This window comes from Sulfitobacter sp. S190 (assembly GCF_025141935.1).
In the GTDB taxonomy this organism is placed as follows: domain Bacteria; phylum Pseudomonadota; class Alphaproteobacteria; order Rhodobacterales; family Rhodobacteraceae; genus Sulfitobacter.
The window spans coordinates 1995493-2008010 of sequence record NZ_CP081120.1; the positions used below are offsets into that span (position 1 = coordinate 1995493).

12 protein-coding genes are annotated in these 12518 nt (G+C 64.4%); 7 read left to right on the forward strand and 5 right to left on the reverse strand.

From position 1 onward, the window contains the following. Nucleotides 1-23: 23 nt before the first annotated feature. From K3756_RS10110 to K3756_RS10125, 4 genes are read left to right on the forward strand one after another with little or no spacing between them, the layout of a single operon-like run. Entirely contained in the window at nt 24-902 is an 879-nt protein-coding gene (locus K3756_RS10110) for an MBL fold metallo-hydrolase (protein WP_259987076.1), read from the forward strand. 24 nt (nt 903-926) lie between these two features. Then, nucleotides 927-1343, forward strand: coding sequence for a YeeE/YedE family protein (locus K3756_RS10115; protein WP_259987077.1), 417 nt, complete (start codon nt 927-929; stop codon nt 1341-1343). After that, nucleotides 1343-1774, forward strand: coding sequence for a DUF6691 family protein (locus K3756_RS10120; RefSeq protein WP_259987078.1), 432 nt, complete (start codon nt 1343-1345; stop codon nt 1772-1774). The genes K3756_RS10115 and K3756_RS10120 overlap by 1 nt, the downstream gene beginning before the upstream one ends. A gap of 9 nt (nt 1775-1783) precedes the next feature. Continuing rightward, nucleotides 1784-2209: a TIGR01244 family sulfur transferase gene (locus tag K3756_RS10125; RefSeq protein ID WP_259987079.1), complete on the forward strand. Its 426-nt coding sequence runs from the start codon at nt 1784-1786 to the stop codon at nt 2207-2209. 271 nt (nt 2210-2480) lie between these two features. On the opposite strand, the gene K3756_RS10130 is transcribed toward K3756_RS10125, so the two are convergent. The 5 genes from K3756_RS10130 to K3756_RS10150 all read right to left on the reverse strand — a co-directional run bounded on the left by K3756_RS10130 (nt 2481) and on the right by K3756_RS10150 (nt 8522). Further along, nucleotides 2481-3626 (reverse strand): FliM/FliN family flagellar motor switch protein, encoded by a 1146-nt coding sequence (locus tag K3756_RS10130; protein ID WP_259987080.1) that lies wholly within the window; start codon nt 3624-3626, stop codon nt 2481-2483. A 97-nt stretch (nt 3627-3723) separates the two neighbouring features. After that, the gene (locus K3756_RS10135; RefSeq protein WP_259987081.1) at nt 3724-6441 is read right to left on the reverse strand and encodes a sensor histidine kinase; all 2718 of its coding nucleotides are present in this window, start codon (nt 6439-6441) and stop codon (nt 3724-3726) included. Then, nucleotides 6441-6725 (reverse strand): hypothetical protein, encoded by a 285-nt coding sequence (locus tag K3756_RS10140; RefSeq protein ID WP_259987082.1) that lies wholly within the window; start codon nt 6723-6725, stop codon nt 6441-6443. Before K3756_RS10140 ends, K3756_RS10135 begins: the two co-directional genes overlap by 1 nt. Nucleotides 6726-6730: 5 nt before the next feature. Next, nucleotides 6731-7117 carry a response regulator transcription factor gene (locus K3756_RS10145; protein WP_259987083.1) on the reverse strand — a complete coding sequence of 129 codons (387 nt, stop codon included), beginning with the start codon at nt 7115-7117 and terminating at the stop codon, nt 6731-6733. 109 nt (nt 7118-7226) lie between these two features. After that, entirely contained in the window at nt 7227-8522 is a 1296-nt protein-coding gene (locus K3756_RS10150) for a helix-turn-helix domain-containing protein (RefSeq protein ID WP_259987084.1), read from the reverse strand. 235 nt (nt 8523-8757) lie between these two features. On the opposite strand from K3756_RS10150, the gene K3756_RS10155 reads away from it, so the two are divergent. The 3 genes from K3756_RS10155 to K3756_RS10165 all read left to right on the forward strand — a co-directional run bounded on the left by K3756_RS10155 (nt 8758) and on the right by K3756_RS10165 (nt 12516). Next, complete coding sequence (locus K3756_RS10155) at nt 8758-10104, forward strand: substrate-binding protein (RefSeq protein ID WP_259987085.1); 1347 nt, start codon at nt 8758-8760, stop codon at nt 10102-10104. Between the two features lie 150 nt (nt 10105-10254). Continuing rightward, entirely contained in the window at nt 10255-11286 is a 1032-nt protein-coding gene (locus K3756_RS10160) for a branched-chain amino acid ABC transporter permease (protein ID WP_259987087.1), read from the forward strand. A 3-nt stretch (nt 11287-11289) separates the two neighbouring features. Continuing rightward, entirely contained in the window at nt 11290-12516 is a 1227-nt protein-coding gene (locus tag K3756_RS10165; RefSeq protein ID WP_259987089.1) for a branched-chain amino acid ABC transporter permease, read from the forward strand. Nucleotides 12517-12518 lie beyond the last annotated feature (2 nt).

Below are 12518 nucleotides of genomic sequence, written 5' to 3' on the forward strand. Positions count from 1 at the left end.
CCTCACCGGCAGGAGGACCCCCCATGAGCGACGCCATTGCGACCCCCTTGGTCACCGCCTTTTTCGACGAGGCCACCAATACCGTCAGCTACGTCGTGCAGGACCCGCAAGGCAGCGCCTGCGCGATCGTGGATTCAGTGCTTGATTTCGACCACGCCGCAGGCCGCACCGATACCGCCTCCGCCGATCGCCTCATCGCCTTTATCACCGACAACAATCTGCGCTGCGAATGGATCCTCGAAAGCCATGTGCACGCCGATCACCTCTCCGCCGCGCCCTACCTGCAGGAACATCTGGGCGGGCGCATCGGCATTGGCGGCGAAATCACCACCGTGCAGGATACTTTCGGCAAGGTCTTCAACGAAGGCACCGAGTTCCAGCGCGACGGCTCGCAGTTCGATGCGCTTTTCCGCGATGGCGACAGTTTCCACATCGGACAATTGCGCGCCGACGTGATGCACACACCGGGCCACACGCCCGCCTGCCTGACCTACGTGATCGGGGATGCGGCCTTCGTGGGCGACACGCTGTTCATGCCCGATTTCGGGACCGCGCGCTGCGATTTCCCCGGCGGCTCGGCGCAGGATCTCTACACCTCGATCCAGCGCATCCTCAGCCTGCCCGACGACACCCGCATCTTTGTCGGCCACGACTACAAAGCACCCGGGCGCACGGAATTCGCGTGGGAAACCACCGTGAAGGCGCAAAAGGATGCGAATGTGCACATTGGCGGAGGCCGCGCTGCGGATGACTTCGTCGCCCTGCGCGAAACCCGCGATGCCACCCTGCCGATGCCGAAACTCATCGTGCCGTCGCTGCAGATCAACATGCGGGCGGGCCACATGCCCGAACCCGACGACAGCGGCACGGTGATGCTGAAGCTGCCGATCAACAAACTCTGATTTCACACGACAAAGGACGATCCCATGCCGATGGACTGGATCTGGGGCGCGGTGGGCGGTTTGCTCATCGGCAGCGCCGCCGCACTTTATCTTCTGGGCAACGGGCGCATCATGGGCGCCAGCGGCATTATCGGCGGGCTGATTGATGGCTCGGCTTCGGCGCAATGGCGCGAACGGGCGGCCTTTGTCGCGGGTCTGATCGGGGTGCCCGCCCTGCTCTTTGCCGCAGGCGCGCGGGTTGATACCGGTCTGACATCCAACTGGGTCCTTATCATCGCGGGGGGTCTGTTGGTGGGGCTGGGCACGCGCATCGGGAACGGCTGCACATCGGGCCACGGGGTCTGCGGCATCTCGCGGCTCAGCCTGCGGGGCATCGTCGCAACATGCGTCTACATCGGCGCAGGCGCGCTGACCGTCGTGGCGCTCCGGGGGATACTGTGATGCGGTTGGTGATTGCGCTCGCCGCCGGTGGCCTGTTCGGCCTTGGCCTGCACCTGTCGGGCATGACCGACACCACCAAGGTGCAGGGATTTCTCGACTTTTTCGGCCAATGGGATCCAACACTGATGTTCGTGATGGGCGGTGCGATCCTGCCCATGGCCGTGGCGTGGCGGCTGACCCGCAGCCGCCAGCCGCTCACCGCCGATCATTTCCCCGCGCCGCCCGCCACCACGCTCGACCGCAAACTGGTGCTGGGCGCGGTGATGTTCGGTGCCGGTTGGGGGCTGACGGGTCTATGCCCCGGTCCGGCCATCGCCTCGCTCGGATACGGCGGTGCGGGCGGCGCGGGCTTCTTGCTGGCCATGCTGGCGGGGATGGCGCTGGCGCCCCGCGCCCGCGCACTTCTGGACAGCGCCGCAGTGCAGCGTTAAGCTTCGCGCATGGATATTCGCAAGCTGACCCCCCGCTATTTTGTTGCCCCGCAAATCTCGCCCGACCAGATGGGCGCGCTCAAAGAGGCGGGCATCACGCGCATCCTGTGCAATCGCCCCGACGCCGAGGTCCCCCCCAGCCATTGCGCCACCGAAATGCAGCGGGCCGCCGAGCAGGCCGGCATCGAATTTTGCGAACAGCCCCTGACCCACCAGACCATGACCGAAGAGGTCATCGCCAACAACCGCGCCCTTGGCGCCGATCAGGAAGGCGTGACACTGGCCTACTGCGCCTCCGGCACACGGTCCTGCATCGCGTGGGCGCTGGGACAGGCGGGCATGATGTCGGCGGATGACATTATCGAAGCGGCAGCCGCAGGCGGTTACGACCTGCAACAAATGCGCCCCTATCTCGAAGCGCAAGAAGCAGACTGACGGTCGTCCGACCCTACGGAACTGTTTAAAGGCTGAACGCCGAAAACGCCGCCGGTCCGGCCACACCACAGTTCACTGCACATCAAAGCGCAGCCCTCCCCGAACGACCGCGAAGGCAATCCCGCTGACCGTTCGGGTCGATCTGACCGCGCCCTAGACGCGTGCCTTTCGCGGCACCTCTCAGCCTCCGGCCTTTGCCGCGCGCAGTCATTCCCGTCGGGACAACCGGCGCAGAACCTCTATTTCGCGCCCTACCGCGCCCTGCACCGGGTCACGCTTCCTTTCGCAACTGCGCTGCCGACGGTGACGCAGTCTGTGCCCCGTCGGCTGCATCATCGAGCCCTTCCAGATCGGACATATCGGGCAAATCGCCCGCCATCACGTCCTTGGAAACGGGCACCGCTGCGCTCATCTGCACCAGATTCTGGGTCTGCGGTGGCGCCGTGTCTGCGGTTACATCGGGCAGGTCCAGCTCTGCGCGGTCCGATGCGCGGCGGCGCGGATGGATGTGGGGTTTGGGCATATGCTCGAGCTGCAGCGCGCGCGTGCCGTTCAACTGGCCCAACACGCCACGGCTGATCATACGGCCCGTCATATCCTGCACCATCGCGCTGTCCATCGTGTCGGTGCCCAGATCCAGCACCGATCCCGCCTGCATCCCGGTCAGCTCGGACAGCGGGACCTCGATCTGCGCCAATGCCACGCGCAGATCGGCGTGCACCCGCATCGCGCTTTCGGCCAGCTGCGGTCCCGTGCGCGGCGCGGCACAGGTCTCGGAATCACCCGCGCGCGTCTCGTCCGGGGGCGGGCTGCGCCGCGGCGGGGGCGGCACCGGCATCAGCAGGCTGATCGCGCCCTGACACAAGCCAGCAGCCACATCGACCGTCATAGACATCTGCCTGAATTCCGCAGCCTCCAACCCGATCAGGGCCTGACGCGCCGTCGGGGCCCAGATGCCGAAACGGTATCCGGCAAGCAGCCGTTGCTCCTCGGCGTCTTCCAGCTGGTCGGCGGCCTGCCGGATCAACCGCTCGATAAAGGGCGCGGCCAGCCCCGCGTCGATCCCCGTCAACGCCCGTTCGCTGGGCGCATCGGGCTTGTTCAACTGCCCCGTGGTCTGCTGCTGGGTCAACACGGTGACAAGGGTGCGGTCCAGCGTGGCCAGCCCGACGCGACCGTCGGTATGATCCAGCAACAACAGCAGGTGATCGGTCTCGAACGCACCGTCCAGCTGGTCATTGCGCAGCGCCCGTTCGGTGACCGACATCGCCGCCAGCGCCAGATCCATCCGGTCCTCGGCCAGCTTGGCCAGCGTCAGCCGCAGCGCCTTGAGCGGTGACATGCTGCGTGTCTGCTGCAACACGCGGCCCGCCCGTGTCTTGCGCAGCAACACCGATCCCGACTGTTCCGATGACATGGTTTCTCCCGCGCATGGGCGCATTCAGCGTATCTCACCCCCAGTGCTACCCGCAAAAGGGTTAACCGCCCCTGAACGCCGGTCCGATTTCTGCCGCTCAGGCCGGCATCATCAACCGGTACGACGGCTCCGGCGCGGCGGGCGTGGCGGGCAGCAAAACCTCGAATGTCGCGCCCCCCCGCCCCGGCACATAGCGGATATCACCGCCCAAGCGGGTCATGATCTCGCGGCAAATCGCCAGCCCCAGACCCGCGCCTTCGTTGCCACTGCTGTCAAGCCGGGCGAATTTTTCAAAAATCAGCCCCTGTGCGTCGTCGGCAATGCCGCTGCCATTGTCGGCAAACGCCACGATGACCGTCTCGCCCTCACGGCGCACCGCAATATCCAGCGCCGGATCGGACGCGTCGCAATATTTGCCCGCATTTGTGATCAGATTGATGAAAACCTGCGCCAGCCGGTCACTGTCCGTGACCAAATCCACATCCTCGCCCGCCGGGCGCCGTGTCACCTCCAGCGCCCGCCCCATCCCAACGGTGGCTGTCGTCACCGCATGATCGAGCACGTCCGACAGGTTGACGGCCCGCGCGTTGAGGCTCACCTGACCGTTCTCGAGCACAGACAGATCCAGAAGATCATCCAGCAGACGCGTCAGTCGGATCGCTTCGGTGTGAATGATCGAGGCATAGCGGGTCTTTTCCGACGGGCTCAGACTGTCGGCATCGCGCAGGATTTCCGAAAACGACCGGATCGAGGTCATCGGCGTGCGCAATTCATGGCTGATCTGGCTGAGAAATCCGTCCTTTTGCAGCGACAGCTGGGTCAGCTTTTCGTTGGCGCGGCCCAGCTCGCGGGCGGTTTCGGCCAACTGGCGCGACTTGGCCTCGAGCCGACTGGAATACTCCAGAATCTGGGCGGATTCGTCCGCCACCGCCATCAGATCCTCCACCGAAATGGACTGGCCCCCGACAATCTGGCTGATCATCGCGTTCGCCGTCGCCGCCCCCACCGATGCAGCGAGTTCACGCTCCAGCGCCTGCACAAACTCCGGCGTGGGCGCGGGCAGACGGCCGCCTTGGCCTTGCGCCTCCGCCGCCCCGTCGAAAAAGGCCTGCGCCTCCGCCGCGCCCAGAATCCGCTGCGACATGATCATCAGATCCTCGCTGCCCGCCGCGGCGGCATTCCACCCCCGCGCCGCGCTGGAATGGTCGAACACATTGACAAACTGCGCGCCCTGCAACCGCTCCAGCGGCAGCGGAAAGGTAAAGATCGACACCGCCACAAAGGCCGCGGTGTTCAGCGACAGGCTCCACCAGACCGCATGCACCGTGGGGTCCAGCCCCGCAATCCCGAACAACGCCTGCGGGCGCAGCGCGCCAATGCCCCACGGCCCCTGCTGCATGAGCGTGCTGGACAACACCGCATCGGCGCCGAAACTGGGCAACAGCATCGTCCACACCCACAGCGCAAACCCCACGCTCAGACCCGCGATCGCACCGGACCGCGTGGCCCCACGCCAGAAAATCCCGCCCAGCAGCACCGGCAGGAACTGCGCGACCCCACCGAACGAAATCAATCCGATCGCGGCCAGCGCCCCCGATCCGCCCGACGCGCGATAGTAGAAATAGCCAAGCGAGATGATCAGCAGGATCGACAGCCTGCGCGCGCGGATCACCACCTCGCGCACGTCGCCCGACTGTTGCGCCCCGTCGTTGCGCAGCTTGAGCCACACAGGCATCACGATGTGGTTCGACATCATCGTCGACAACGCCAGCGTCGCCACGATCACCATGGAGGTGGCCGACGAAAACCCGCCCAGAAACGCCAGCATCGCCAACCCGTTCTGCCCTTGGCTCAGCGGCACGCTCAGCACGAACAGATCGGGGTTGGCGCCCTGCGGCATCAGATCAAGCCCCACAACCGCGATCGGCACCACGAACAGGCTCATCGCCATCAGGTACAGCGGAAAGGCCCAGCTCGCGATTTGCAGATGCCGCTCGTCGTCGTTCTCGACGACCATCACCTGAAACATGCGCGGCAAACAGACAAAGGCCGCCGCCGCCAGCACGATCAACGCGCTCCACCGCCCGCCGTCGGTGCGCCACACGCCAATCTCGGAGGCATCGATGCGGGCAAATGTCTCGGCCACACCCCCGGCCAGCCCCCAGACCACGAAAACCCCCACCGCCAGAAGCGCGACCAGCTTGACCACCGCCTCCACCGCCACGGCAATGACGACCCCGTGGTGACGTTCGTTGGCGTTGAGGTTGCGGGTGCCGAACAGAACCGTGAAAATCGCCAGCCCCGCCGCCACCCAAAACGCCGCCGACACGGTGTTGAGCGGGCTGGTCGCTGCATCCGCCGCAGGGGCCGCGAATATCGACAGCGACAGCGTGACAGATTGCAGTTGCAACGCGATATAGGGGGTGACCCCCACCACCGCCATCACCGTCACCATGATCGCCAAAGTGTTCGATTTGCCATAGCGCGCCGAGATCAGGTCAGCCACCGACGTGACCCGCTGGGCCCGCCCGATGCGCACCAGACGGCGCAAGATCCACCACCAGCCGATCATCACCAGCGAGGGGCCCAGATAGATGGTCACATACTCCAGCCCCGACCGGGCGGCATATCCGACCGCGCCGTAAAACGTCCACGCGGTGCAGTAGATCGACAGCGACAGCGTATAGACCAGTGGCGACCGCAGCAGCCAGTTGCCGCGCCCGCGCAAAGCCGCCCGCTCGGCCAGAAACGCCACCACGAACAATCCCGCCACATAGATCAGGCAGACCCCGACCAGCTGGTTCAGCGATACCATCACCCGTCGCCTTCGCCGCGCAGCGGTGCATCCAGATCCTGCGGATCCTTCATGCGTCGCCACAGCAACGCAGAGGCACAGATCGCCAGCAACCAGATCACGAACACATAGCTCAGCGCCTGCGACATGGTCGTGGCGTTCCCGGCCTGCGCTGCATCACCGCGCGGCCACATCAACGGGACCAGCCACAGTATCAGCACCACGAACGGCAACACCCTGAGCGCATCGATCATGCGGCGCGCGCGATAGCTTTTGCGGTGCAGGAAAAGCGGCGTCTTGGCCATCGGGGTTACGCCGCGCCGCTGGTGCGGTCCTCGGTCAACTCGCGCACCGCGGCCAGCATGTCCTCGTTGGAAAACGGTTTGGTCATGAAGCGGCTCGCCCCCACCTGCATCGCCATGTCACGGTCGCGGGCGTGGCCGCGCGCGGTCAGCATCAGCACCGGCAAATCACTCAGCGCCGTGTCACTGCGCAGCTCCGCCAGAATCTCGAACCCCGATTTGCCCGGCAGCATCACGTCCAGCATGACCAGATCGGGCCGCGCCGCACGGATCACCTCCGCGGCACTCGTGCCGTTTGCCAGCGTCTCCACGCGCCAGCCCTCGCGGCCCAGCAAAAAGCGGATCGCCTCGGCGATGTTGGTCTCGTCCTCCACCAACACGACGTGTTTTGTCATGTCACGCATCCTCCCCAATGCGGACGGGGAGCGATATGCTGTGCACCACGGTCCCCGACAGGCCAAGGATGCACCAGTCGCGCAGGCCTGTCAAAACGTCAAAGCCGCGTCAGGCGCTCAATATCGACAATTCGCGGCGCGCCGCACAGCTGGCGTGCGGGCATATCCGGCAGGTTGCCCCGACATCGCGGGCGGGCAGCGCCGTGTCGCCCACCGGCACCGGCAACAGCAGCATCACCCCCTGCATCATCGGCGGCGCGTTATAACGCGCGCCGCCCTGCGTATCTGCCACCGCCACGGCATCGAACCGGGTCTGGTCGCGGCCCAGCTGCCCTACCCGTTCGCGCAACACCATGCCGCCGCCTGCCAAGGCACCGAAAAGCGGCCACAGGGGGCAACACGCGCCGAACCGCGGCACGCTGAACCCGTCGACGGGCTTGCGGAAAATCACCGTGCCGGAGCGGTCGCACACGACCAGCCCCGCGCCCATCTCCGCCACCGCGGCCAGACGGCGCAGCACCACCGGCACCGGCACCCGCAGCCACCGCGCCAGTGCCACAGGATCGGGCGCCTGACCGGGCTCCAGCGCGCCGCGCAGCGCCGCCATCGGCAACAACCGCGCGTCCTGCGCGACCTGCGTCAGCACACCGCCCAGGATATAGCGGCCCGTCGCACTCATCCGCGGTGCCTCTGCCTGCAACAGCGCCTCCACCGCCTGCGCACTCCCCCCCTCTTCGAGCGTGTCGAAATGATAGCCGTGGGTGTCGAGAAAATGCTCGACCTCCTCCTGAGCGGAGCGTGCGGTGTCCTCCGTCTCCTGCTCCAGCTCGAGATATTGGACAAGCGCCTGCGCGCTGTCGGCCAACCGGCGGCTGTCGGCATCGATGTTGGTATGGAACCGGTCGCGCCACTCGGGCTCGAGCGTCTTTGTCTGCGCCAGAATCTCCGCGGTGGAGCGGATCGCCGACACGGTGGTCAACAGCTCGTGCATGGAAGCCGCCAGATGCGGATCGTGGGTCATCCGGTCGCTCAGTGTCTCGACCGTGCGCTCCAGCGTGGCAATCCGGCGCTGGCTCTCGGCGAGCGCCTCCGCCCAGCCGGGGAAACGCCCCGCGAATTCATCGGCACGCGCGGCCTCGTCCTGCGACAGATCCGAGGCCACCGCCGCCTCGCGCAGATGCCCCAGAAGCGCCGCTTCCGCGCCTTCGGTCAGCGCCTGCGGCTCCACCTGCAACTGGGCCGCAATGTCGAGCAACAGCTTGCCGCCGATTCTGCGCCGGTTGTGCTCGATCAGGTTGAGATAGCTGGCGGAGATGCCGATCCGGCGCGCCAGATCGGCCTGTTTATAGCCCAGAACGCCGCGCCGTTCGCGAATGCGGCTGCCGGTCAGCCCCTCACGTGCCATGCGCAACCACAAGGGTAATATCGCCCGAATTCAGGGACTTTCTGCAATGCAACATCATGAAATTTACAACCCCCACCGGATATCGGTTCATTTATTTACAAATAAATCGTTTCCATCAAGGGGCTTGTTGATGCGTTTTCAGGTCACGGCGATACTGCTTTTGCACAAATAGTGCCAGCACCACCGGTCACAAGAATGCCGAGGTGCATGTTTCAACACTTTCGGGAGGACATTCATGTCAATCTTCAATCCGACACGTCGGGCACTGATCCAAACCGGCGCCGTCGCCGGTGCGGGCCTCGCACTGCCGACGTATCTGCGCGCCGACGGCCACTCCGGCTTTACCAACGCGCCAACAGGCTCCACCGTGACGCTGGGCTTCAACGTACCCCAAACCGGCCCCTACGCCGAAGAGGGCCTGGACGAATTGCGCGCCCAGGAACTGGCGGTCGAGCACCTGAACGGTGAAGGCGATGGCGGCATGATGAACACTTTCAGCTCCAAAGCGCTGAAAGGGAACGGCATTCTGGGCAAGAAAGTCGAATACGTCACCGGTGACACACAGACCAAATCCGATGCGGCACGCGCTTCGGCCAAGTCGATGATCGAAAAAGACGGCGCCATCATGATCAACGGCGGCTCGTCCTCGGGCGTGGCCGTGGCCGTTCAGGGCCTGTGCCAGGATGCGGGCGTGATCTTCATGGCGGGTCTGACCCACTCCAACGACACCACCGGCAAGGACCGCAAGGCCAATGGCTTCCGTCATTTCTTCAACGCCTACATGTCCGCCGCCGCGCTGGCACCGGTGCTGGAAAAAGCCTACGGCTCCGACCGCCGCGCCTACCACCTGACAGCCGACTACAACTGGGGCTGGACACAGCAGGAATCGATTGCCGCGGCAACCGAGGCCATGGGCTGGGAAACCGTTCAGGACGTGCGCACACCGCTGGCGTCCACCGACTTCTCCTCCTACATCGCGCCTGTCCTGAACTCCGGCGCGGACGTGCTGGTGCTGAACCACTACGGCGGGAACATGGTCAACTCGCTGACCAACGCGATCCAGTTCGACCTGCTGAGCAAGCAGGCCAACGGCAAGGACTTCCAGATCGTCGTGCCGCTCTACTCCGAACTGATGGCCGCCGGTGCGGGCGAAAACGTGCAAGGCGTGATCGGCTCCATGAACTGGAACTGGCAGCTGCAGGACGAAGGCTCCAAGGCGTTCACCAAATCCTTCGGTGAAAAATATGGCCGTCCGCCCTCGAACTCGGCGCACACCTGCTATGTGCAGACACTGCTCTATGCGGATGCGGTCGAGCGGGCCGGCACCTTCAACCCGTGCGGTGTTGTCGAAGCGCTCGAAGATTTCGACTTCGACGGCATGGGCAACGGTCCGACCACCTACCGTGGCGCCGACCACCAGTGCTTCAAGGACGTGCTGGTCATGAAGGGCAAGGACAACCCGACCAACCAGTACGACACACTGGAAATCGTCGAAGTCACACCGCGCGCGCAGGTCGAGTATGCACCCGACCACCCGATGTTCGCCGGTGGCGATCTGGGCGAATGCAACCCGGGCGCATAAGGCGTCCCGCCCCGGCGCGCGACCGCGCGCCGGGGCCACTTTAACCAGTATAAATTACAGCGTTGCCAAGTGCTTGGCGCGCAAACTTCAGGCAGGGCCACCGCATCGCGCGGGCGGCGCTATAGGATCCCTTTCGCTTAGGTGGAGACAATGGACGCAATCCTTCTTCAAATTCTGAACGGTCTGGACAAGGGCTCCGCGTATGCGTTGATCGCCCTCGGTCTGACGCTCATCTTCGGCACGCTCGGGGTGGTGAACTTCGCCCACGGCGCTCTTTTCATGATAGGGGCGTTCTGCTCGGTGACGCTGCAACGTGTCCTGACGCTCAGCTCGGTCACCGAAGACCCCACGCAAAAGGACTTTCTGGGCAATCCGCTCAAGGTCGAAACACCCTACGTCCAAAGCTGGTTCGGTCCCGAGACGGGGGCCGCGATCATCGACTGGTCGGTGCCTCTGGCGATCCTTCTGGCGATCCCGGTGATGCTATTCATCGGCTTCGTGATGGAACGCGGGCTGATCAAACACTTCTACAAACGCCCCCACGCCGACCAGATCCTCGTGACTTTCGGTCTGGCGATCGTGCTGCAGGAAGTGATCAAGTATTTCTACGGGGCCAACCCGATCCCCACCCCTGCCCCCGACGCGTTCAAGGGCAGCTTCGACTTCGGGATGCTGCTGGGCATGGATCCCAATGCGGTGATCTACCCCTACTGGCGGCTGATCTACTTCGGCTTCTCGGCGCTGATCATCGGTCTGGTGTTCGCCTTCCTGCAGTTCACCACCTTCGGGATGGTCGTGCGGGCCGGTATGGCCGACCGTGAAACCGTGGGTCTTCTGGGCATCGACATCGACCGCCGCTTTACCATCATGTTCGGCATCGCCGCCGCGGTGGCGGGGCTGGCCGGGGTCATGTACGCGCCGATCAACTCGCCCAACTACCACATGGGCATGGACTTTCTGGTGCTGAGCTTCGTCGTGGTGGTCGTGGGGGGCATGGGCTCTCTGCCCGGTGCGGTGCTCGCGGGCTTCATGCTGGGCATCCTCGAAAGCTTTGCTTCCATGAACGAGGTCAAGGCCATCCTGCCCGGTATCGACCAGATCATCATTTATGTGGTGGCCATCATCATCTTGCTGACACGTCCACGGGGCCTGATGGGCCGTCGCGGCGTGATGGAGGAATAATCCATGTTCGGACTAGCCAAACGCGATCTTTCGCTTCTTCTGGTGGTGACGGTGCTTGCTCTGTTCGCCCCCTTCATCCTCAACCCTTTCCCCGCCGACAGCGCCATGGCGCAGTTCAACGCGGGCTATCCCGACCTGATGCAACGGTTCGTGATCTTCGGCATCTTCGCCATCGGCTTCAACCTGCTGTTCGGCCTGACAGGGTACCTGTCGTTCGGCCACGCGGCGTTCCTCGGCGTGGGGTCCTACGCGGTGGTATGGATGTACAAGCTGCTCGATTACAACGTGCTGCCGGGCCTTGTGCTGTCGGTGCTGATCTCGGCGCTGTTCGCGCTGGCGATCGGCTTCATCAGCCTGCGCCGCTCGGGCATCTACTTCTCGATCCTGACACTGGCCTTCGCGCAGATGATGTTCGCGATCAGCTATTCGGACCTTCTGGGCCGCTTCGTGGGCACGACCATCACCAACGGTGAAACCGGCCTGCAGGTCTATACCTCCGATCCGCAGATCCTGATCAACGAATGGGAAACCGTGCCGCACCTGCTGGGCCTGTTCGAGATGCGCTCGACCTACCGGATGGACCTTGGCGCGTGGTCGTTCGATTTCAACGCGGGCTACTACTTCTGCGCGATCATCATGATCCTAGCCTTCTATCTGGCGATCCGTATCTTCCGCTCGCCCTTCGGCATGATGCTGCGGGCGGTGAAATCGAACCAGCAGCGGATGAACTATACCGGCCTGAACACCAAACCCTACACGCTGGCGGCCTTCGTGATCTCCGGCATGTACGCGGGCCTCGCGGGCGGTCTGATGGCGGCGATGGATCCGCTGGCCGGCGCCGAACGGATGCAGTGGACCGCCTCTGGCGAAGTGGTGCTGATGACCATCCTCGGCGGTGCAGGCACGTTGATCGGGCCGGTGCTGGGCGCGGGCTTCATCAAGTACTTCGAGAACATCTTCTCCAAGATCAACAAGGCCACGCTGGAAGGCTGGTTCGCCTTCATGCCGGAGGGGCTGCAGGACATCTTCGTGTCGCTGCTCTACCCCTTCATGGGCAAGGGCTGGCACCTGACACTGGGCCTGCTGTTCATGCTGGTGGTGATCTTCCTGCCCGGTGGTCTGGTCGAAGGCGGCCAACGCATCGGCCGTGTCTTCCGCCGCCGTGACCGCAAATCGCAAGACGCCGAACTGCAAGCCGCAGAACAGCGTCAATCACCCCCCGCCGAATAAGG

Excerpts from the sequence above, each read along its gene's own strand:
- K3756_RS10130 (WP_259987080.1), bottom strand. The coding sequence starts at position 3,626 with ATGTCATCGGAACAGTCGGGATCGGTGTTGCTGCGCAAGACACGGGCG.
- K3756_RS10145 (WP_259987083.1), bottom strand. The coding sequence starts at position 7,117 with ATGACAAAACACGTCGTGTTGGTGGAGGACGAGACCAACATCGCCGAG.
- K3756_RS10115 (WP_259987077.1), top strand. The coding sequence starts at position 927 with ATGCCGATGGACTGGATCTGGGGCGCGGTGGGCGGTTTGCTCATCGGC.
- K3756_RS10150 (WP_259987084.1), bottom strand. The coding sequence starts at position 8,522 with ATGGCACGTGAGGGGCTGACCGGCAGCCGCATTCGCGAACGGCGCGGC.
- K3756_RS10125 (WP_259987079.1), top strand. The coding sequence starts at position 1,784 with ATGGATATTCGCAAGCTGACCCCCCGCTATTTTGTTGCCCCGCAAATC.
- K3756_RS10110 (WP_259987076.1), top strand. The coding sequence starts at position 24 with ATGAGCGACGCCATTGCGACCCCCTTGGTCACCGCCTTTTTCGACGAG.
- K3756_RS10155 (WP_259987085.1), top strand. The coding sequence starts at position 8,758 with ATGTCAATCTTCAATCCGACACGTCGGGCACTGATCCAAACCGGCGCC.
- K3756_RS10140 (WP_259987082.1), bottom strand. The coding sequence starts at position 6,725 with ATGGCCAAGACGCCGCTTTTCCTGCACCGCAAAAGCTATCGCGCGCGC.
- K3756_RS10120 (WP_259987078.1), top strand. The coding sequence starts at position 1,343 with ATGCGGTTGGTGATTGCGCTCGCCGCCGGTGGCCTGTTCGGCCTTGGC.
- K3756_RS10165 (WP_259987089.1), top strand. The coding sequence starts at position 11,290 with ATGTTCGGACTAGCCAAACGCGATCTTTCGCTTCTTCTGGTGGTGACG.
- K3756_RS10135 (WP_259987081.1), bottom strand. The coding sequence starts at position 6,441 with ATGGTATCGCTGAACCAGCTGGTCGGGGTCTGCCTGATCTATGTGGCG.
- K3756_RS10160 (WP_259987087.1), top strand. The coding sequence starts at position 10,255 with ATGGACGCAATCCTTCTTCAAATTCTGAACGGTCTGGACAAGGGCTCC.